The organism is Leptospira neocaledonica (genome assembly GCF_002812205.1).
Classification (GTDB): Bacteria; Spirochaetota; Leptospiria; order Leptospirales; family Leptospiraceae; genus Leptospira_B; species Leptospira_B neocaledonica.
The window spans coordinates 1-20,849 of sequence record NZ_NPEA01000010.1; the positions used below are offsets into that span (position 1 = coordinate 1).

21 protein-coding genes are annotated in these 20,849 nt (G+C 39.1%); 4 read left to right on the forward strand and 17 right to left on the reverse strand.

All coding sequences use genetic code 11. The features are described 5' to 3' along the window. The first annotated feature begins 294 nt into the window (after positions 1-294). Both CH365_RS16895 and CH365_RS20200 read left to right on the forward strand, forming a co-directional pair. Positions 295-1,443: a hypothetical protein gene (locus CH365_RS16895; RefSeq protein ID WP_125226331.1), complete on the forward strand. Its 1,149-nt coding sequence runs from the start codon at positions 295-297 to the stop codon at positions 1,441-1,443. Positions 1,444-1,715: 272 nt separating this feature from the next. After that, positions 1,716-2,627, forward strand: coding sequence for a histidine kinase N-terminal 7TM domain-containing protein (locus CH365_RS20200; RefSeq protein ID WP_100769722.1), 912 nt, complete (start codon positions 1,716-1,718; stop codon positions 2,625-2,627). Positions 2,628-2,642: 15 nt separating this feature from the next. Here CH365_RS20200 and CH365_RS20105 read toward each other — a convergent pair whose 3' ends face one another. From CH365_RS20105 to CH365_RS16945, 9 genes are all read right to left on the reverse strand, one after another. Beyond that, entirely contained in the window at positions 2,643-3,179 is a 537-nt protein-coding gene (locus CH365_RS20105; protein ID WP_244283266.1) for a hypothetical protein, read from the reverse strand. 440 nt (positions 3,180-3,619) lie between these two features. Further along, the gene (locus CH365_RS16910; protein ID WP_100769723.1) at positions 3,620-4,996 is read right to left on the reverse strand and encodes an MBOAT family O-acyltransferase; all 1,377 of its coding nucleotides are present in this window, start codon (positions 4,994-4,996) and stop codon (positions 3,620-3,622) included. Positions 4,997-5,018: 22 nt separating this feature from the next. Then, complete coding sequence (locus CH365_RS16915; RefSeq protein WP_165782623.1) at positions 5,019-6,158, reverse strand: DUF1574 family protein; 1,140 nt, start codon at positions 6,156-6,158, stop codon at positions 5,019-5,021. Positions 6,159-6,310: 152 nt separating this feature from the next. Then, a complete protein-coding gene (locus CH365_RS16920) occupies positions 6,311-7,666 on the reverse strand; it encodes an N-acetylmuramoyl-L-alanine amidase (RefSeq protein ID WP_100769725.1) in 1,356 nt (451 codons plus the stop codon). A 97-nt stretch (positions 7,667-7,763) separates the two neighbouring features. Then, complete coding sequence (locus CH365_RS16925; protein ID WP_100769726.1) at positions 7,764-8,519, reverse strand: hypothetical protein; 756 nt, start codon at positions 8,517-8,519, stop codon at positions 7,764-7,766. 54 nt (positions 8,520-8,573) lie between these two features. After that, complete coding sequence (locus CH365_RS16930; RefSeq protein WP_100769727.1) at positions 8,574-9,260, reverse strand: O-methyltransferase; 687 nt, start codon at positions 9,258-9,260, stop codon at positions 8,574-8,576. 1 nt (position 9,261) lies between these two features. Next, complete coding sequence (locus CH365_RS16935; protein WP_100769728.1) at positions 9,262-10,092, reverse strand: MBL fold metallo-hydrolase; 831 nt, start codon at positions 10,090-10,092, stop codon at positions 9,262-9,264. Further along, entirely contained in the window at positions 10,092-11,525 is a 1,434-nt protein-coding gene (locus CH365_RS16940) for a M16 family metallopeptidase (protein WP_100769729.1), read from the reverse strand. Before CH365_RS16940 ends, CH365_RS16935 begins: the two co-directional genes overlap by 1 nt. After that, entirely contained in the window at positions 11,522-13,099 is a 1,578-nt protein-coding gene (locus CH365_RS16945) for a M16 family metallopeptidase (protein WP_100769730.1), read from the reverse strand. The genes CH365_RS16940 and CH365_RS16945 overlap by 4 nt, the downstream gene beginning before the upstream one ends. A gap of 95 nt (positions 13,100-13,194) precedes the next feature. Here CH365_RS16945 and CH365_RS16950 point away from each other — a divergent pair, with 95 nt between their 5' ends. Together CH365_RS16950 and CH365_RS16955 are read left to right on the forward strand one after the other, a co-directional pair. Then, complete coding sequence (locus CH365_RS16950) at positions 13,195-13,815, forward strand: hypothetical protein (RefSeq protein ID WP_208861233.1); 621 nt, start codon at positions 13,195-13,197, stop codon at positions 13,813-13,815. A 17-nt stretch (positions 13,816-13,832) separates the two neighbouring features. Beyond that, on the forward strand, positions 13,833-14,252 hold the full coding sequence (locus CH365_RS16955) for a lipoprotein (protein WP_100769732.1): 420 nt from the start codon (positions 13,833-13,835) through the stop codon (positions 14,250-14,252). A gap of 154 nt (positions 14,253-14,406) precedes the next feature. On the opposite strand, the gene mpl17 is transcribed toward CH365_RS16955, so the two are convergent. The 8 genes from mpl17 to CH365_RS16995 all read right to left on the reverse strand — a co-directional run bounded on the left by mpl17 (position 14,407) and on the right by CH365_RS16995 (position 20,805). After that, complete coding sequence (gene mpl17, locus CH365_RS16960; RefSeq protein ID WP_100769733.1) at positions 14,407-14,802, reverse strand: cell surface protein MPL17; 396 nt, start codon at positions 14,800-14,802, stop codon at positions 14,407-14,409. A 64-nt stretch (positions 14,803-14,866) separates the two neighbouring features. Further along, positions 14,867-15,250, reverse strand: coding sequence for a helix-turn-helix domain-containing protein (locus tag CH365_RS16965; RefSeq protein WP_208861234.1), 384 nt, complete (start codon positions 15,248-15,250; stop codon positions 14,867-14,869). Positions 15,251-15,271: 21 nt separating this feature from the next. Next, positions 15,272-15,574 carry a type II toxin-antitoxin system HigB family toxin gene (locus tag CH365_RS16970; RefSeq protein ID WP_100769734.1) on the reverse strand — a complete coding sequence of 101 codons (303 nt, stop codon included), beginning with the start codon at positions 15,572-15,574 and terminating at the stop codon, positions 15,272-15,274. Between the two features lie 95 nt (positions 15,575-15,669). Next, positions 15,670-16,164, reverse strand: a complete 495-nt coding sequence (locus tag CH365_RS16975; RefSeq protein ID WP_100769735.1) for a YajQ family cyclic di-GMP-binding protein — start codon at positions 16,162-16,164, stop codon at positions 15,670-15,672. A 1-nt stretch (position 16,165) separates the two neighbouring features. Continuing rightward, complete coding sequence (gene alaS / locus CH365_RS16980; protein WP_100769736.1) at positions 16,166-18,925, reverse strand: alanine--tRNA ligase; 2,760 nt, start codon at positions 18,923-18,925, stop codon at positions 16,166-16,168. A gap of 83 nt (positions 18,926-19,008) precedes the next feature. Then, positions 19,009-19,407: a 30S ribosomal protein S9 gene (rpsI, locus tag CH365_RS16985; RefSeq protein WP_100769737.1), complete on the reverse strand. Its 399-nt coding sequence runs from the start codon at positions 19,405-19,407 to the stop codon at positions 19,009-19,011. Positions 19,408-19,420: 13 nt separating this feature from the next. Then, positions 19,421-19,870, reverse strand: coding sequence for a 50S ribosomal protein L13 (rplM, locus tag CH365_RS16990; RefSeq protein ID WP_100769738.1), 450 nt, complete (start codon positions 19,868-19,870; stop codon positions 19,421-19,423). A 119-nt stretch (positions 19,871-19,989) separates the two neighbouring features. Next, positions 19,990-20,805, reverse strand: coding sequence for an LA_0442/LA_0875 N-terminal domain-containing protein (locus tag CH365_RS16995; RefSeq protein WP_100769739.1), 816 nt, complete (start codon positions 20,803-20,805; stop codon positions 19,990-19,992). Between the last annotated feature and the right edge of the window lie 44 nt (positions 20,806-20,849).

Here is a 20,849-nt window from a genome sequence, read left to right on the forward strand (position 1 = left end):
AATTTGAATCCGTTTAGCTATTACTTTCCTAAGTTGAGACATATTTAGAGTCCGATTTCAGCGATTCTGCAATGGGACTCTAAAGTTTCAAAAACAGTAAAGTATATTTTGTACTTTTTTTTCATTTTAACGTATAAAATATACTTTGTGGAATTTGTAAGGAATCTTACTTTGATACGGAAAATGCCGATGTAGTGGTTCTTACACTAGGGCTGTTATAACAAACTAACAAAGAATGAAAAAGGCCTAATAAATTCGGCCTCTTCTTCAGAATGAATGGAAGGAAGAAATAAAATGAAAGTTCCTACAACTTTTTTTCGCAAGGGCTCAACTCTATTACTCCTCTTCTTTCTTGTATTCAACTCTTGTTCTTTGTATCTTTTGCGAAATTCAAGTGCAGAAGATCGACAACCACGTATTCTTTCTCAAATCCAAAAAGAATTTGGCGTCATATTAATTTATGAAAATAACTATGACTTACACTTAATAGAATCCTCTTATACTGTAAAACATACCTTAGAATCCAAACTCCCCGCGCTCGGAATAAGATTAATAGAAGTTCATCCCCAGTCTTCTTATACAAACATAGAAGGTGAATTAAGAAATGTTCTAGTTCTTAAAGTGTCCAAATTCGCTCATAGACGTGGTTTGTCTTTTTATACCTCTCTATTTACATTAATGCTCATTCCCGGTTTTGAAAGTTGGGATCTGCAAATTACGGCAAGCCTGTATAATTCTTTCGGAAAAGAAGTTCCAATTCCGAGAATTCAATCTCAGCCGGTATACCAGCAAGTCTGGCTGGGTTGGCCCATTTTTCCTTTCTATTGGCTGTCTGAAATGGAATCCGTGGTTGCGACGAATGTCATCAAAGCAGTAAATACTGTATTAAGAGACCCTGAACTGACGACTCAAATTTCCGGGCCTATTTTATCCGATTATAAGATAACAAAGACCTCAGACTTAGATTTTGGCACAATCGCCGTTCAGACAAGAATAGTCGACGTGCAAAGAGTAGACTCCTATATTCTCAATATTACAGGCCATGGCGGAACGCCCCGACAAGATAGAATTTTTACGGAACATCCTTCTACCGAAAATTTTCTAAAAGTAACGGTCGAATTTGAAAACCCATCTGATGCAAATGCAGATGTCTCGCCATTCATGTTTCATCCGGAACCTCTTTTTTCACGTATTAAAGATCCCCAACTCGGAGATGGAGAAGGTAAAGTATATAATTCTCCGAATTTAGTCGCAAAAATTGAATATTCTACTTTTGATCCTCAAAATCTATTCTACTCGGGATTAGCTCATCGAAAATTTATCTTACGACCTCAAACCAGCGAAAGGAGGGTATTTTACTTTCGATATCTTAAATCCAGAGAACCAAATGAATACAGGTATTTCGGAAAAGCGATACTGTATCAAAAACCTCTAAACCAATAAGACATCACCCGCCCATTGACTTTTCAGTATAGACAATATCAGTATACTGACGATGAACTGCTTTTTTGCTCCAATTCTAATTTAATCGATTTTCAAACTATCATATCTCTTTGACATATTACTTAAGTGTATATTTGAGTCCGCTCTATTTTGATGGGATAATTCGGCATGCAATCCATAGAGAAATTTGACATTTTTCTTTAGAATTCTTGCCAACAGCGAACTCATTTTAAAGTTAGAAGCAAAAACAATTTATAGTTAGGAGAATACGTTTGTCATTCATTACGCCCGTTGCCCTTTTATTTTCTGCGATATTTTTCTATTATAAATCCGATCGCCGCGCTCTGTCTCTCGCATTCTCCATAATTGCTTCTTTGATAGCTCTTTGGTCTTTGCTTTTATTTACGCTGGAAACTAGCCTTAATCTAGAAGCGAAAATAATTATAATGAATCTAATTCCAATACCGATTCTGTGCATCCCATTCTTAGTAAATTATATAATTAGAAATTATTCAAATCCCAATAGCCTAACATCTGTCCCTAACTTTTTTTCAGCGGCACATGTTTTGGCAATTTTGGTATTTTCCGGTCTTTCCATCTTGGGAATGGGATCCCCCATCGTCTTTAACGGAAGCCTATTTTACTTTAGAGGTGGGTTAATTTATAACCTTTCCGTTACATATATTTATTCTGCTTTAGTTTGGGGGCTTGGACGGATTATCTATAACATGATAAAAGGAAGTTATTTCGAAAAACTTCATTCGATATATCTTTTCACTGGAATTCTCTGCTCTTGTCTTTCCTCGGCGGTATTTCTACTTTTCATCACCGACCAGGAGCTGATCCATAATTCGGTATTGGCCTTCGGGTTTATCTTTTTCCTTTGGTTTAGCTGGATCCCCGTTACAAAATATAAATTATTTAATGTGGATTTGGCCGACTTCGGAAAGGACCACCGTAACCCTCGATTATCTTCGATAATAATTACTATAAATCGGTATTTACTAAACAAAATCGATCCAGTTGGCTATAAAGAGATCTGCGATAGATATGAAAAATTAAGGCAGGAAGAATTAAATAATATTCAAATGTCTGGCATTCAGAACCTTCTAGTTGGCAAAATTACTCCTTTAGCTTATTTGTCGGAGGCCTCTAAAAAAATTACAAAACTGTTCTTTAATTAGTCGGTTCGAAAAAATCTATTTATCGTATAAATTCTTTTCCAATCCAAGCAAAAGTTTATAGGCTGTTTCAAGAATGGCCTTAGGCAAATTGAATAATAGGGAAATTAGAGAACGCAGAAAATCGTTTTTCTTTTCTTGCAACAGCTTATGGCACATATTGATAATTAATTCTTTATCCCCTAAATCTAACTTAACTACCAAATCCATAATTCTTTTTAATTGAACATCTTCTTTAACTTGCTGGTTATTAACGGCATCCTTAACTAATTCATTAAATCTATCTACTCTTTCTTCCGTTGAGGCTTCCCATCTACCTTTCCAAGTCCTAACATATATTTTTGAAATACCGCATTCTAATAAAAGTTCATTTAGAAGCATATCTTCAATTTTATCATTATTTCTTGCCCATCTCTGTAAAGTATGCTGAGTAACTCCCGTTTTACTTTCTACCTCTTTAAATCCAACGTTTTTAACCGCAAAAAGTAGACGTTTTGCTTCCGTACTCTGAGCCCGCTGATTTTTTAATGATTCCAGGTCCTTAACTTTTTTCATCTTAAATCCTTAGACAAAAAATACATTTTGAACATTCTACACCCTTGCTGGCGCTTATATCAAACTTGATAAGAGCGATCAAATTATAATACAAAGCAGAACAACATTTTACCATCTATAATTGGGCTGCTCTCTATCGTATTCGGAATTCCAATTATTAGTTAATAAATCCGAGCCCGGAGAACTACTGTCAAAGATCCTCGGATTATTACAATCTTTGTTCTATTGAATCTTTTCTCTCAATCTGGATAATTTTCAAAATTTTGGTCTCGAGCCTCTTAGTATTCGAAATCCCTAATAATCGAACTTGCATTGTTTCTAGGAATATATGAGAGAAATTCCACAAAGGTATCTTAAGATATTCCCGTGAGGTCGGTGCAATAAAATACAGTTAGATTGAGAAGACGATCTTGCCCGTTTGGATAAGATCGTAGTTCTCATTAAAATTGGAAATAAATAAATGACCTTTCGCCGGAAACAGACCCCGCGATCCAAAATCCGACAAAAATAGCCACCACTGGAATCGCATAGCGAAGCACTATTTTTAAGTTTTCCCATTTCGGTTTTAGTGGGCGGTATTCCAACCAATGAACAATTAAAAAAGAAAGGAATATCCAATTCGTTCCCCAAGGTAATTTTAACTTTTCTCCGGAGAAACTAAATAAGCCCGAAATAAATCCCAACGCATCCACAACCGAGTCGGCTCGGAAAAACACCCAACCGATACAAACGAAATGAAAAACAAATAATGCGGAAACAAATTTAGGGACCCGTTTGAAAAAGGAAAAACGCCCTTCTATAAGTCTTTCAAAACCCAAAAGTAGGCCGTGCCACGCCCCCCAGATTATAAAAGTATAATTTGCTCCGTGCCAGAGACCGCCCAAAAGCATCGTTAAAAAAAGATTAATATTCGTTCTTAGATTGCCGGACCTGTTTCCACCTAACGGAATATAGAGGTAATCGCGTAACCAAGTCGATAATGATATATGCCATCGACGCCAAAATTCCCGAAAGGATCCCGAAAAATAGGGAGCTAGAAAATTAGGAGGAAGTTTATAGCCTAGAAGTAAAGCGCATCCCCTGGCAATATCCGTATAGCCTGAAAAGTCGCAATAGATCTGAATCGCAAAACCGTAAAATGATGCCCAATGAGCTTCCGCGTTGTACATTCCCGGAGACGAATATACAGTATCTATCCAGACCGATATCTGATCAGCTATCAGTACTTTTTTAATCAGACCGATTAGAATCCACCAACTACCTGTCGTTGAAAACAGTAAGTTGGGCCGCTTCGGAACATGAATCCTGGTCAAGAAATCTTTCGCTCGTAATATAGGACCAGCAATCAACTGCGGAAAGAAAAGTATAAATAATAGAAAGTCCGATAAGGATACTTTATATTCAAAATCTCCCCGATGTACATCAACTTGGAAAGATATCATTTGGAACGTATAGAAACTAATCGCTAAGGGAAGAATCCATTCGCCACTGACAGGTAAAACATCAAAACCAAAGCCGATATCGGACATCACTCGCTTAAAGAACGGATAGTATTTGAAAACGAAAAGATTCGCCAGATTTAAGATCAGAATCCAGGTCAGTCTTTTACGGTCACCTCGGCGTTCAAAAAAATAGTAAAAGCCGTAATTCAAAACCACGATCAACACGAAATGAGCAAGAAAAAGGACACTCCAATACCCATAAAAAACAAAGGAGGCCAAAATGAGAAATCCTCGTCTCCACTTGTGATTCAAGGACCAGTAGATCAGATAAACAAACGAGAAAAAGATCAAAAAAACAAGGCTGTTAAATAACATATTTTCCTAATGCAATAATAGCTCAACGCACAGGTAAAAGAAAAGACGAAAGCTCGGTATAACAACGTCGCGACAAATGTCCGACATCTTGAAAATAATCACATTTCATAGGGAACTCATTTGCATCCACATAATGAGCACCACTTCTTCGAATCGTATCCAAAACCTTAGTGTTAAATTCCACCCAATTATCTTCCATCCGCTCATAATCGTTCAAAATCGGATGCACACGAGGTCGCCAATAAACGGTAGGAATTTTTTTAGCTTTTAATAACTCGATCGTCTTCTCCAAATATTCCAACTCTTCCGAATCGACCACATAAACACCATTACCAGAATGTTCCTGCTTCAAAATCGCCAAGCTACCTTCGAAAAGCTCTTTATATACGGCACCAGTCCCAAGGGTTAGAGTATTATAATCCTTAAAATTACCGAGTTCCAAGTTTTTGCGATCTTTTTTGCTTACTGCATAGGAAGCATTTCCATCCGTTAATCCGACGATCATGGATTCCCAGTCTCGATCTTCACCTTGTAATAGCCTCAGGAAATTTTTGGGGGAAAATTGATATTTATAAGATAAGAACATCTTGGGATAAAGAATATCCCAAACCGCTTTCAACCCGAATTCCTTATGATGTTTTATTGCAAAATCAACTGGAATGACATTTTGTTTTAAAAATTCTTTATACTTTCTGTTCTTACTAAAACTCATCATCGAGATTTCGACGATTGCAAAATCGGGTGCCCACCCTTTTTCAAGAGTTTGTAGTAAGCGGGCATAAATCAGGCGCATACTTGCCCCCGCCATAGCGATACTTACTGCCTCCCAATTTTTCATTTTATCCGCTATTTGCGGGGTTAAAAACGGGTCTTTTCGTGTATAGCCCACGTTCGGATATCCGTTAAAGGCCACACTCCTTGAAGTTCCGATCGCTAAAAAAACATTTTTGGAATTAATATAATTCAACTCGACGATGTCTTCGTTATGGATCAGTGCCGAAAACCCCCCATCGTATGGGAGATAAGCAGCCAATTTATCTCTCAAAGGTTCTATAAGAAAAACCTTATCAACAATAAGATAGGCACTCAAAGCAAGAATCGGAATTAGGAAGGCGATAAATTTTCGATTTTCTCGCTTCTTGGCGAGCTTATTAAAATTCACAATCCATATGTATAGCCCGATTACCCTAAAGCAATTCTTTTTTAGATCTGTGTAAGAAGGATCTCATTGAGCAAGAAAGCCTACTTTTCCGGAGAAAAAGCAGAGTTCCAAATGTTTATGAGTTTTACTGTTTTGAAGAGAAGAGTAAAGAATCATTCTTCTCTCACTATTCTAAAATAATTTCCTTCCTTCAAGTTCTCATAACGTGTCCAGTCTATCTTCTTCCCTTTAGGAATGTAAGGCAAATCTGCGGATTTAATTTTGATTCCATGGAATAATGAATAAACGCCCACTGCCAAACTGATCGCAGTGTCCTTTTTTCTTTGGGTCAGGATTTTCATGTCCTTCTCTTTATCAATATAACCAATTTCTAAATAAGCTGAGATTGCATTGATAAACGTAGGAAGGCTATATGTGGAGATGTAAGGTTTATTAATCGGACCAGGATTGGATAATTCTTCCTCTTGGTTTGGCAAAGTCCGAAGACCATATTGCAAAAATCTCATGAGTTCAGATGCGGCGTAATGATTATCTCCGCCGAAACCTTCTGCGCCGTCCTCTCTTCTCCAGAGTTCCGGCTCCGCTCTTTCTCTATCCCAAAATTTTCCTTTGGCGGAATATTCCGAATGTTTTTTAGCGTAAGGCCCTGGACCGTCTAACACTGCTTTATCGATCCAACCGGAAGGATCTGCATATTTCCAAGTCACCATATTTTGTCGATACCCTTCGAAATTGGAAAGGTCTGTTTTTTTTCCGGACTTGTTCGGCCAATACCCGTTAAAATAGATCCATGCATCCGCAACTGCATTTTCTAAACGGGACCATTCCATTTTGAAACGCATCCATTCACTCCAAGGTCCGTCTTCGAATGATCTGGAAGATTTTCCTTCGGATATTTTTCGTAAATTATAGAATGTTCTATAAGAAGGAGAAAGTACAGCAGCCATTCCGCCCGGATGTCCCTTCCAACTTGGATTCAAATGTAAGGAGAGAACTAAATATGGTCGAGCGGCATTGATCCTAGAAATTCTTCCGGGTTTGATCTTACCCGATTTTTTATCAGGGTAATCATATAATCTATAAAATGCATTCGGATCTGAAGAAAGATCAGCTCCTTCTTCTTTCGCTGTTTCTTCCCTGGTGAGATCCGAATCGATCCTGATCCAAGGAAGTGTATCATTCGTAAATTTTTTAGCGTAAGATCTAAATGTTTCGAATCCTTCCGGTGTCTTGGTAAGATCCAAAATTTCTTTTACTTCTTTTGCGAGAGCAAATACAACTTCGCTCTCTCTCCTGGATTTCGTTTGGGCTCCTGCCTTATAAGGTTCCAGATATTTATTGGAGATAGGATCGTATTTGTCTCCGTGTTCCTCTTTAGGCTTTAAGTCCAAGCCTCCATGACCCGGATCTATGACTATATTATAGGTTCTTTTCGGAATTGTTTCTTGGGAAGAAACGGAGAATGAAAATATTAGAAGGAAAAGGATGAGTAAAATTCTTCGTATCACGTATGGAAATTTATTTCTCCGGGGATATCAGGCATAGCCTGGTATCCCCTCATCATACGTCAAGGAAGGAATCCGAATGTTTCCCTCCGGAGATCTTTTAAAGTTTGGATTCTGCGTACACCATATTGCGGTTATCGCTCAGATCCACTTTGTATTTCTCCCGGACATTTTTACTTTCCTCTTCGGTTTTCAATTTGCTGAGGATAGAAATTCCGTATTCTTTCGCGATCCTAAGATGCATGAGACTGTCCTTAAATCTGGAGTCCCTTCTCATCTTCTCCGCTTGGATAAATTGGTAGTAAGCGATCTGAAGTTTATGCTGGTTATTAGAAACTTCTCTTCCCGCATATCCTTTTGCAGCAGCCCCAGGTCCGGACTTTTGTTCGATAGAAACGATCGCATCTGCACATTCTCCCAAGAGCTGATCCACTTTTTGGTTATATAGATCGGAGAATTTTCCGTACAGCTTATTGGTTTCGTCTTCCGTTTCCTTCATCTTACGACCGGCGACGATATATTTGCGCATTAAAGAATAGCGATATGCTTCGTTGTATTTTTTCCAGATGGTATCGAAGTCCTGTTGGGAATTTTGGACCTGAGATCCGAAATTTTTTACAACTACTTCCAGAGCACCTAAATCAACTTTGATCTTGTTCTGAGTGGAATCCAAGGTCCTGGCAAAATGAAATTCCTCCAAATAATCTCCCTGGTATTTAGGATCTTCGGCTGCATTAGCCAGTGCAGAGCCCTTACCGTCACTATTTGTAGGTTTATTTTGTGCAGTTACGCCGTACGAAATTAAGAAGAATGCCGCAAGAACCGCGACGATCCGAGGGAAAGAAATTTTTGTCATGTGATCGACCCTTCGCGGTAATATAACACAACGCTTAAGAAGCAAACAAGCTTTTTATTGCTTAAAATCGAAACATAATATTCCGTCACCAACAGGGAATAAGGTGTATTCTATCTTAGAATTTTTGATAAGGGACCATAATTTACGCACTGCTTGGTCGGAAGGAGCTTGGTTTTCCGGATCCGCTATCCTTCCATGCCATAGAACATTATCGTAGACCACTCTTAGATTTCTGGTTTTACCTTTTTCCAGGATCATTTCTAAAATTTCAGGGTAACGAATCTTATCACAGTCCACAAACATCAATTCTTTTTGACCCGAAGAAGAAGTCCCCAAAAATCCCTTTGCGATCTCCGAACAGTCCGCATTCGTAAATTCCACTCTAGAAGAATCCGGTTCCAGTTTGGAAAAAAATTCTTTCGTTACTTGGATAAACTCCGCTTCTCTGTCCACTGTCTGGATCTTTGTGTCTTTTCTAACCGCGGAGATAAGCCAGAATAAAGAAATTCCATAACCTGTTCCTAATTCCAAAATCACGTCCGGATCCCAAGAAGAAGCCAAAAATGCAAGTACTGCTCCTGAGGCAGGGGTCAAAACAGGAAACTTATCTTGAGCGGCCTTCTTCTCTAAATCCTCCAGCCAATGAAAGGGGCGTTTAACTAATTCAGAATGGATCCAATCTTCCAATCCATCTTTATAAATAGAAGTCCCGTATTTCTGCTTTGGATTTTGAGAAGCCATATTATTCGGGGAGAAAGAGATGTATCCTATCTCTTTCGGAAGGTGGAATTCTTTTAGAGAATACTTTTCGAATATAAGAAGGAGGATAACGTTTTGAAAAATGGATCAGAACTATTTTTTCGTTTTTGAAAGAAGAGATATGATGTAAAATTTCATCCAGATGGATATGCCCCCATTCTCTTGCATTCTCCACATTTCTTTCCTGATCTATATAAGTACATTCTAAAAATAGAATTTCAGATTCGGCCACATCCTTATGAGTCAGGACATATTCTATTTTAGTATCTCCTGAAAAGCTAACCACAGGTTTAGAATGAAGCTCGTTGATCTCGATTCCTTCTTCTTTCTTTTTTAAAAGTTCGTTTCGATCTAATCCAACAAATTCAGATTTTAACTTTTTCTTTCTTTCGTAGATCGTATAACCTTGGGAATCGACTCTATGGAATGTTTTCCATACTTTAAAAAAATGGTATGCATCTATATCTATTTCTTCCCCTTCTTCCAGTCCCTTCATTTCGTAAGAGTAAGGAAAATCCTCTATCTTAGAATAGAGAGATAAAATTTCTCTCATGGGAGATTCTAAACTTTTAGGAAGATATATTTTAGGAGGCCCTAATTTACGTAAGGACCTTTGAGAAATATAATAAGGAATCCCTGCAGAATGATCCAAATGTGCATGGGTTAAGAGTAACCTTTCTATATTGATACGATCCGGATTTTGGTGTCCTATATCGAACATCAAACCTAAACGAGGCATGACAACGGAGGTGCGAATTCCTCCTTCCGAAATTCCTTCGAATAAATATCCTCTATGTTCGAATTTACAATCCATTATGGGATCGGATCTTCCGGACCGATTATCTTTTGCCCCGGCAGGTCAGAAGAGACCGAAAATTTTGGTCCAGAGATCACTGCAGTCAATTTGTCTCTTCTAAAATAGATCTTACCCACTCTTCTTAAATCTGCAAGACTTACATTCTGGATTTTATCTCTATAATTTTTCAGATAATCCTTAGGCATTTTATGTTCCCTGAAACGGACCTCGTTTCTGAGAATTTCCACCGAATCGGTGAATAAGAAGATGAACTTATTTAGAATTGCTTCTTTTGCATTCTTCAATTCTTCTTCGCTTATATTGGAGAAGGTAGAATCTCCCAAAATTTCTCCCATAAGATTATAAACTTCCATAGTACTTTGGGATTTTGTCTGAGTAAAAAAGTAAATTACGGAATGATCCTTTTCAAACACCGGATGACTAGAAGAAGAATAAGCCAATCCCTTATCGGATCTGATTTTACTCATGAAGTAAGATGTAAAACCTCCACCTCCGACTAGATAATTCAGAACTTGGACCGCATAAAAATCCTTATCATTATGAGCAGGCCCTACTCCCAAAAACAGAACCACGTTTTGAGTGTTTGCCTTATCTATGATCAGGTTTTTGATTTCCTTTTGGTTTAGGTTTTTATTTAATTCCTCCGGACTGGAACCTTGGGATTCCATCACAGGTGTTCCTGAAAGTCCAGGAAGAATATCTCCCAAAAATTGAGGAATTTCCTCTTGGTTCCATTTACCGCTCACAAGTATGGAACGTCTTGAATTTAATAATTGGTTTTTATAATATTCTTCTAAATCTTCTTCTTTTAATTGTTCAAGCGCGGATAAGGAAAGAGACTTACCTTTTACTTTCCCTTGATAAACAAGTTCATTTGCCTTTCTAAAAGCGAGACCTACGATATTATCGTTTCTTCTTTTGATCTGTTCGCCTAACTGCAATCTTGCGATTTCGAATGCTTCCTTTCCAAAGATAGGTTGTTTCAGAAATTCAGAAATTAAGGCCTTGGACTCCTGATCATATCTGGAAAGCCAGGAGAAAGTTAAAGTCACCGTATCCAAATCGGAGCCTACTCTCAGTTTGGAGCCATAAGATTCCCAGACTTCAGCAAAACTTTCTCCGGGATGGGAGGTTGTGCCTCCCTTCTTCCAAGCCTCTGGAAAAATTTCTACCAGCTCGAAAGAGGTTTTGGTATAGAAAGATGGTCCGGCGTAAAAAGTGATCTCCAGAGTTTTGATCGGGAATTCGGAGTTTTCCAGATAAAGTATTCTGGTATTGGGATCCTGACCGATTTCCTTAATTTCCGGAAAATGGAATTCTAAAGCAGGGACTTTTACGTCTTTTACAAAATCTCCAGGAGCAGCATCTGAGCTAACAAAGGAGAATAAAAATACAGAAGCGGAGATAGTTAATTTTTTTATAATATTCATTTTTTCTCTCCGTCAGAATTGATCAGATCACCTACAGTCAAATTCCTATGTATGAAATATTTTTGGGCCACTCTCATTATATCATCCGGCGTAACTCTATCCAAACGTGCGTAATCATCGAAAATCTCGGTCCAATCTCCGGCCACTAATTCATAATAAGTAAGAACATCAGCAAGTTTTGAATTGCTGTTCAGACCTCTGATATAATCAGCCACAATCTGATTTTTAATCTTAGCCAGCTCTTCTTCGGTGACTGCTTCTTTTTTGAGAGTTTCGATTTCTTCTAGGATAGAAGATTCAATCTTATCAGGATCGGCGCCTCTTACGTTGGTTACATAGATCGCAAATAGATTCGCGTATCTTTCTCCAGGTTCTCCTGTCCAACAAGCCACTCTCTGAGCAAGTTTGTCTCTAAGTACCAGTCTTTTGTATAATCTTCCGGTTTCTCCCTGAGATAAGATCGCATCTATCAATTCCAAAACCGGTTTATCTGGATGAGGAGAAGCAGGAGTCAACCAACCCATCACTTTCATAGGACCGGAAGAATGTTTTACACTTACTCTTCTAGTTTCATGGTCAAAACTTTCGGGCTCGTGAGAAAGTTTAGGAGAAGGTCCATCCGGAATATCTTCGAAATATTTTCTGACTAATTTTTCAGTCTTATCAAAATCCAGATCTCCTACAATCCCGATCGCCATTTTATGAGGTCTATAATTCTTTTTGAAAAACTCTTCAGTCTTATCGATATCCAAAAAAGGAAGATTGGATTCGTAACCGATCACAGGCATTCCGTATGTGTGTTTCGGAAAAGCGGCACCTAAAAATTTTTCTCTCAGAATGCCCATTCCCTGGTTTTCCACTCTCATCCTACGTTCTTCCAGGACCACGTCCCTTTCTGTATAATATTCTCTTAATATAGGATCTTTTAATCTATCTGATTCCAGTTTTGCCCAGATCTCCAATCGATTTGCAGGAAGCAAAATTTGGTAATTCGTAACATCATTCGTGGTGTATGCATTAAAACCGGTTCCACCATTCTTTTCGTAGATATAAGAATCTTCATTTGAAACCACGAACTTACGATGGAGCTCCAACAGATTTTTAAATCTGGTCTCTAAAATATTTTTGTCTTTAATCAGTTTTTCCGGAACAGGTTCCCCCTTTGCGGCCAATTCCCTTTCTTGTATTCGATAAGAATCCAAACGTTTTCCCCAAACACGGATCTGATCTAGATATACTTTTTCTTTTTGAGCATCGGTGACTCCTATATTCTTCGTGCCCTTAAAGAGCATATGCTCTAAAAGGTGGGCCGTACCCGCGATCTCGGGAGTCTCATCTGCAGCTCCTACCAAAAATTTGGTATAAATAGCTACCGTGGGAGAATCCGCTCTTTTCATCATGAGGAGCCTTATCCCATTTTTCAGAGTAACCTTCTTCACTCTAGATTCCAAAGTAGTTCGGATCTCGGAGAAGATATCTTCGTTAGCGAAGGTTTCGAAGTTTATAAGAATGCAAAGAGTGAAAAACAAAATGCTGAAACGAGAAATGACGGACCTGGAAAGATATTCCCACATAACCAACAAGATTTCCCCTAAAAGTTATGTTGTCCAGAAGATACCGGGAAAAAATCCCGCTGGTTTTTGTAGAGGGGAGCTTTAAACTAGGAACTATGTTGCGGGTTTTGTTGGTCTTATTCCTGACATTTTTTTTAGGGTATTGCGAACCTGCAGATCCGGAGTATAGAAGAAAAGTTTGGGATAATTTAAGCGACTCGGGTTTTATCTCTCACGATTATTTCCAAGTAGTGGTAACAGTTCCAATCCCGAACCAGGAAAAACCTCTCTTAACATTGAGAGAAGATTGTAAGGCGAGAGCCATCCGCAAAAGAGATGAGATTTCCGTAAATTTGCTGATAGCTCAGGTCTCAGAGGAACGAAAAACTTGGATCGGGGTCGGAGTAAATTCTACCGTGCCCAAATATGAACCTCTTCCCGGGCCACCGCAAGCGGTTCGAACCAAATCCAATTCCCCCATGGGTACGGCCTCTATCGCAACCCAAAACGTGCAGACACCGGTAGAAGACGATCCTCCGGAAGAAAAAAAAGAAAAGAAGAAGACGGAAATCGTAAATGCTGATTATTTAACTTACCGAGCTTCTTTCGCTTGGCTTTTGGATAAACTGTTCTTATACAGAGAAGATTATAGCGACCCTAAGAGTTGTACTTTTGTCTTTAGGGTTGTGGATGCGGATTTACTTAAGCGAACCTTAGAATCTAAAATAATTCCATAACAAAGGAATCTAACGCTATGCATACAAAAGCGATTTTAGCAGTACTGATCGTTTCTCTCATTTCCGTATGTAAAACCCCTCAAACGGAAGAACCTAAAAAAGAGAATCCCAAGAATGTAGTAGAAGAATCCGCTCCCACTGAAGACGACCAATTTGTGAAAGCAACCGAAGGTTTTATTAGCTCATCCACTTATCAAGTTGTCGTATCTTCCCTAGACGGGAACGAAGGTGAAGCATTGGATCTCGCCAAAAAAAGGGCCTTAAATCTTTTTATAGCGGAGAAGGGAGATTCATTCCGACCTACCGACAGAAAATTCCTGAAAGAACTCGTAGATTCCAAAGGTAAGTTCGTAAAAGTTTCCAAGCCGATCAATGGAAAGACATATTATCTATTTCATATATCTCAACCGGATCTAAAGATAGAGATTAAGAAGTAGCGAGATCTCGCATGTAGGAGCTCCTACATCGCCCATTCAACTAAATTTTTCCGTTGAGCCCTTTGTTGGAATCCCTACAAACGACTCATAAAACAAAACTACATAAAAAAAAGCGGCTTATAGCCGCTTTTTTTTATAAACAGAATATATTCGATTATTGTATAATTTCTTTTTGTAATATTTTTCCGGGGATGCAGATATTTCTGTTATAATCGCAGTAGAAAATTTTAGCGTGAATTTCCAGTTCGCCCTTTCCTTCTAACTTCAATTGTATAGGTTCTATTGATTCGAAATATTCTTTTTTGCGGTTAGAAGTTTTACCTTTCAGTTTTAGATCCGCTGAAACCACTTTTAATCCGGATCCGGGATTTAGTAGGATACGATGCGGAGCTTCTTTTTGGATCCCGAAATTTTCGGGATAAGCAATTTTCAAAAGATAAACGGAAGGAGCGGATTTTTCTATCTTGAACTTGATCGGGTTTTCCTCTTCGGCAGAGAGCCCTGAGATCAGAAAAATTGAAATAATTGCGAGAAATGTAAAACGTTTCATACGTAAATTAGACCCTTATCGTTCCGAAAGGTTTTGTCAAGCAGCTTGAAAATAAAAAATCCGCTCATCTTTTCGTGGTATATTTTTGGATCAGTATGTCACCTGAAATTCCCAATGAATTATTCAGCTTTCGGATCGCCTCTATAGAAAGAGGGATCTTTTTATTCAAATATTCGGAAGCCCTATGTTTGGAACCTAAAATTTTAGAAAGATCCTTTTGTGTAAGACCTTGTTGTTCCATTCTGAATCGGATCGCATCAATTGGATCCGGAGGAAAGATCAAAATATGTTTCTCTTCGTAATTACTTACTAGAACGAAAAGTGTTTCTAATTCAATTTCTTCATTTCTGGATTTTTTTTCTCGGTCCATCAATGTTTCGATCCGTTTTAAAGCGGATTTATGATCGGTTTTAGAGATTACCGGTTGTATCTTAATCGCATTTGTCATAATAAAATCCTTACAAGATGCCTAAATTGTTTCCGCATCTATCCTATCGTATTCGGAATGAGTCCCGACGAATCGGATAAACACTCCCCCAAACCTATATTCCATTTTTACGATAATCCTGTAATTGCTCCCGCCCACATTAAAGACGACCCGATTGCCAGGTATAAAATCCGCCGACCTATATCTTTCTTTAATGATCTTGGGCTCGCTCCAAAGAGATTTTTTAGCTTCTTCATACCAAGCGGATAATGGACCTTCTGCTTTAGGATGTTTTTTCCAGAAATCAACTAAGGTAGCTCTGGAAATAATCCGGTTTCTCCGCATTGCGATACTATATATTTTAGTTCCAAATTTTGGAACTAAAATATCGCAGAAAAAACCGATCTCACCGGAATATTGATTACCGGAGAAGTAGTTGATTAACCCTTAAAATTTTGAAATTGAACATCAAACGGAAGATCCGCAGATTTTAAGAGTCTCATGATCTCCTGAAGATCATCCTTCTTCTTTCCTTGGATCCTAACACAATTTCCCATGATGGTAGGGATCACTTTCAATTTAGAATCTTTTACGATCTTAGTGATCTCTTTAGTTTGTTCTTTTTCAAGACCGTTACGAATTTTCACTTTCATCCGAACAGTATTGCCTGTTGCGGGCTCTAATTTGGATTTAAAATCGAAAGACTTGAGACCGAGTCCTCTTTTAGCCATCTTGTTGATCAGTACATCGATCACACTTTCTAGTTTCGCTTCGTTATCTGATATAAGGATCAGATTTTCCTCTTCCAGTTTGATCTCCGACTTGGAACCTTTAAAGTCGAATCTATTCTTGATCTCTGCAATTGCCTGAGTAACCGCGTTTTGTAATTCAGGTTTATCTATTTCGGAAACAACATCGAATGATGGATCGCTCATCTTATTTTCCCCCGTTCAAACTGGAACTTGCCTTTTCTAATGCAGATCGAACTGCTTCTTCTACTTTGGAAACTTCTTTTCCGCCGCCTTGGGCCATGTCCGGTTTTCCGCCGCCCTTTCCGCCTAAAATTTCACAGGCAGTTTTTACGAGTTCTCCACAATGGATCTTTCCCACCAAAGAAGAAGAACAAGTAATTACAATACTTGCATCTTCCGCGTTTTTGCTAGCGAGAATGGCTACAATTTCCTTTTCTCTCACTTTAATATTATCGGAAAGCCCTTTTAATGCCTTTGCATCTTTGGACTCAAAGATGGCGGAAACAATTTTAGCAGTTCCAATCACTTTAGAATTTTCGAATACTTTAGCGATTATATCCGGATTATTCTCGAAGTCTCTGGATTCTCTGTTTTTCTTTTCTTTTAAGAACTTAGATTGGGTTTCTTCCAATTCGACGGATAATTTTTCGGAAAGGTCTCTTAGAGTAACTACTGCATCCGCACCCTTGGATTCAAACAAAGATCTGATTTCATCCGGTCCAGGAATTGTAGTTTTGATAGAAAGCGAACTACCTTCTTCTCCTAACTCATCCTTAATCTTAAGATTTAAATTTTGAACAGCTTCCGTTAATTCCGCAAATCTATTCTGAAAGGTCTCCACAACCAGTGGGCCTGCCACTGCTTCTATCCTTCTATTTCCGGCGCCAGGGCTGGATTCTTTTTTAATGAAGAAGTATCCGATATCTCCCGTATTGCCTACGTGGGTTCCTCCACAGAATTCCAAGGAGCGATCTCCCATCTGGAGAACTCTTACACTATCTCCATATTTTTCGTCGAAGGCTGCGACTGCTCCCGTTTTCTTAGCTTCTTCGATCGGCAGCACTTTGGTATCAACCGGAATATGACGTACAATACTTTCGTTCACCCAGGATTCTATATTACGAATTTCTTCTACACTTAAAGGACTCGGATGAGAGAAGTCAAAACGTAGATATTCAGGAGAAACAATAGATCCTTTTTGGAGTACATGATTTCCAAGAAGATTTCTGAGGGCACCATTCAATAAGTGGGTTCCGGAGTGGTGGAATTTAAGTTTTTCTCTTCTTTCCTTCTCCACTTCTAATATTGCTTTGTCTCCATCGGAAAAATTTCCGGAGAGAACGGTCCCGATATGAAGAATAATATCATTTTCTTTCTGAGTATCTAAAACCTTAAATACGGACCCGTCTTTTCGGATAAATCCTATATCTCCTACCTGTCCTCCTCCTTCTGGATAGAATGGACTGGAAGAAAATACCAATACTCCTGATTCTCCTTCTTTGAGCGTTGAAGTTTGTTTATTATCTGAGAATATAAATTTAAGATCGGACTCGGCTTCTAAAACATCGTAGCCCAGAAATTGGGTCTTATCCGTTTTGATCCCCGTGAATAAGGAGACCTTGTTTGCTTTCCAGGTCTCGCGAGAAGATTGTCTGTCCTTCTCCAATTCTTCTTCGAAACCTTTTTTATCGAAAGAAAGTCCATGTTCTGCTACGATCTCTTCCGTCATTTCCGCAGGGAATCCGTACGTTCCGTATAATAGAAAGCTGTCTTTCCCGGAGAATGTATTGGAGCCTTCGGATTTTGTTTTGGAAACCAGGACCTCTATCTTTTCTAAACCGATCTCTAGGGTTTTGAGGAATAATTCTTCTTCTGCGAGAAGTGTTCTTTCTACTGAGGAAATATGTTTTTCGAGTTCCGGATACCGTTCTTTATAAATATCGCATACGGATTTTGCTAGCTTGTACAAGAAAGGTTCTTTTAGATCCAATTTTCTGGCGAATAAAACCGCTCTTCTGATCAAACGACGGATAACGTATCCTCTTCCTGTTCGGTCCGGATAGATTCCGTCAGATACCGTGAATAATACCGAACGAATATGGTCCGTAATCACTCTAAAAGGAACTTTGGTGGATTCGTTATAGGTTTTACCGGAAATTTTTTCAACTTCGCCGATAATCCCTCTCAGCTCATCCGTATCATAAACTGAATCCACACCCTGCAGAAGTAGAGCTACTCTTTCCAATCCGGAACCTGTATCGATTCCGGTTTGTTTAAGTGGATGAAGATTTCCTTCAGTATCCTGGTTAAATTGGTTGAATACTATATTCCAAAATTCTAAAAAACGGTCGCAATCGCAGCCAGGCTTACATTCGTATTTGACTCCACAATCAGGAAGAGCCTTTTCTGGGCCTCGATCCAAGTATAATTCCGAACAAGGTCCGCAAGCACCGCTGTCTCCTGCAGGTCCCCAGAAATTATCTTTTTTACCTAAGCGAGTAATCCTTTCCTTAGGAATACCTTTGGAAAGCCAGATTTTCTCCGCTTCATCATCATTTTCGAATACTGTAATCCAGATCTTTTCTTTAGGGAATCCTAGATGGTTTACGGAACAATCCAAAGCATATTCGATTGCTTCTTCTTTAAAATAATCTCCGAAGCTGAAGTTTCCGAGCATTTCGAAGAATGTACAATGCCTTTCCGTTTTGCCTACATTCTCCAGATCGGTGGTTCGCAAACATTTTTGAGCGGAGGTTGCTCTTGTATAAGGAAGCTCTACTGCACCTGTGAATAATGGTTTGAACTGCACCATTCCGGCAGTGGTGAATAGAAGTGTAGGATCTCCCGCAGGTAGCAGAGAGGAAGAAGGAACTACTGTGTGGCCCTTCTCCTTAAAATAATCCAAAAAGATTTTGCGGACTTCGGAAACTTTTTTAAAATTCATGTAACCCCTAAAAACAGAAAATGCCCGAGGTCTTGTTGGCAAGAACTTCAGGCATTCCCAAAAAAAGATCTAAAAAGCGTAAATTAACGTTTAGAGAACTGAGTTCCTCTACGTGCTTTGTGTAGACCGTATTTCTTGCGCTCCACCATACGTGGGTCACGAGTCAGAAGGCCTTCTTTTTTAACAGTCGGTCTGAACTCGGGATTATAACGGCAGATCACTCTTGCAAGTGCGTGGCGAATCGCTCCTACTTGCCCGATGATTCCTCCTCCGGAAACGTTTACCTTAAGATCGAACTTTTCGGCTACATTCATCAGAGTTAAAGCAGTTAAAGCTTCTTTAATATTAGAACGGCTGTTTTGCAGATAATCTTTGTAATCCTTGTCGTTGATTACAATTTTACCGGAACCTTCTTTTAATTTTACACGAGCGATCGCGTTTTTGCGACGTCCTACTGCCCAAATTTCCTTGGCGGTTGCCATATTCTAATATCTCCTAGAGTTCCAGTTTGATCGGCTTTTGAGCGCCGAGATTATGCTCGGTTCCTGGGAAAATCCTGAAATGAGTTAACATTTCAGCACCGAGTTTGCTTTTTGGAAGCATACCTTTCACTGCTTCATACAGGATTTTTTCAGGGTGCTTCTCTCTCATGTTTTGAAGAGTAGTAGCAGTCATACCACCTGGATAACGAGAGTGATGGAAATATTCTTTTTGAGTCTCTTTATTTCCTGTCACAGCTACCTTAGCAGCATTGATAACGATGATATTATCTCCACAATCTACGTGAGGAGTAAAAGTAGGTTTATGTTTACCGCGAAGTCTATGTGCGATCTCCGAAGCGAGACGACCTAAGGTTTTTCCTTCTGCGTCGACTACGTACCAAGCTTTATTAGCTTGTTCCTTTTTTAAGGAAGGAGTTCTATGCGGTTTAGATACGATTGGCATGGGTATGTCCTGTATTGGCCAATTTCGCGTACCGGCCTAAGGGGTCAAGGAAATTTGAGGTTTTAAGGCTTTAGGAGAAAAATCCGAGTCTCAAAATGCCCTTTTTGTTAGGAAAATTCTTAAAATCCGAGAGTGACACTTGCTTCTGCGCCGAAGCCAACTCTACCAGCAGACCAATCCGGTCTTGGCACAACTGTCCAAGCGACAGGATTGGTAGAAGCCCCCTGCTCCCAAGATTTTCCTAGGAAATACGTCCGGACCAATTGAGCAAGATACACTCCACCCAGCACATAAACGGAAGTATTATAAGCCTGGACGGAACTCTCATAATCTGCCCTAGCACCTGGAACTACGGTGAGAAGGTAGAAGTTTGCAATTCCTCCTCCGTAAATCAATGTACCCGTACTGCTACTCTTGGAAACCGCATCATCATATTTGCTCTTTGCGGATTCTGCTTCAGATCTGGAATAACCTGCATAGGCTAAGCTGGCAAGAAAGGCTCCCCCGGTAATCTTAGCTTCCAATTTATTGTCAGTGTACCATTGCCCCCAGCCAGGTAAAATAGCGGAACGCCATACTGCGCTCCATCTGCTCCTGCTCGGTTCCGTAGAAACAGGAGGTTGGATGATCTGGATTGGCTCCTCCACTATCTGAGGATTTTCCTGAACCTTCTTCTCTTCTTCCTTACGAATGCGATTTTCTTCTTCCTTTGTGATATCTTTATAAATAATTTTTAATATATCTCTTTTGTAGATGGTTTGTTTGCCTGATTCGGATTGAACAGTGATCGTCTTCTCGTTTTGACCTACAACACTACCGATTACTTTACCCCCCTTGCGGAGAAGAATAGTCTGATCGGCAAATAATAGACTAGGAGTTAGGACCATTGCCAATAAGAAAAAAATTGTAGAACGGGCTTTAAAGTTTGAACGCATCTAGGCAGAAGGAAAAACTTTCGTACAATTTAGTCAAGTGGAAT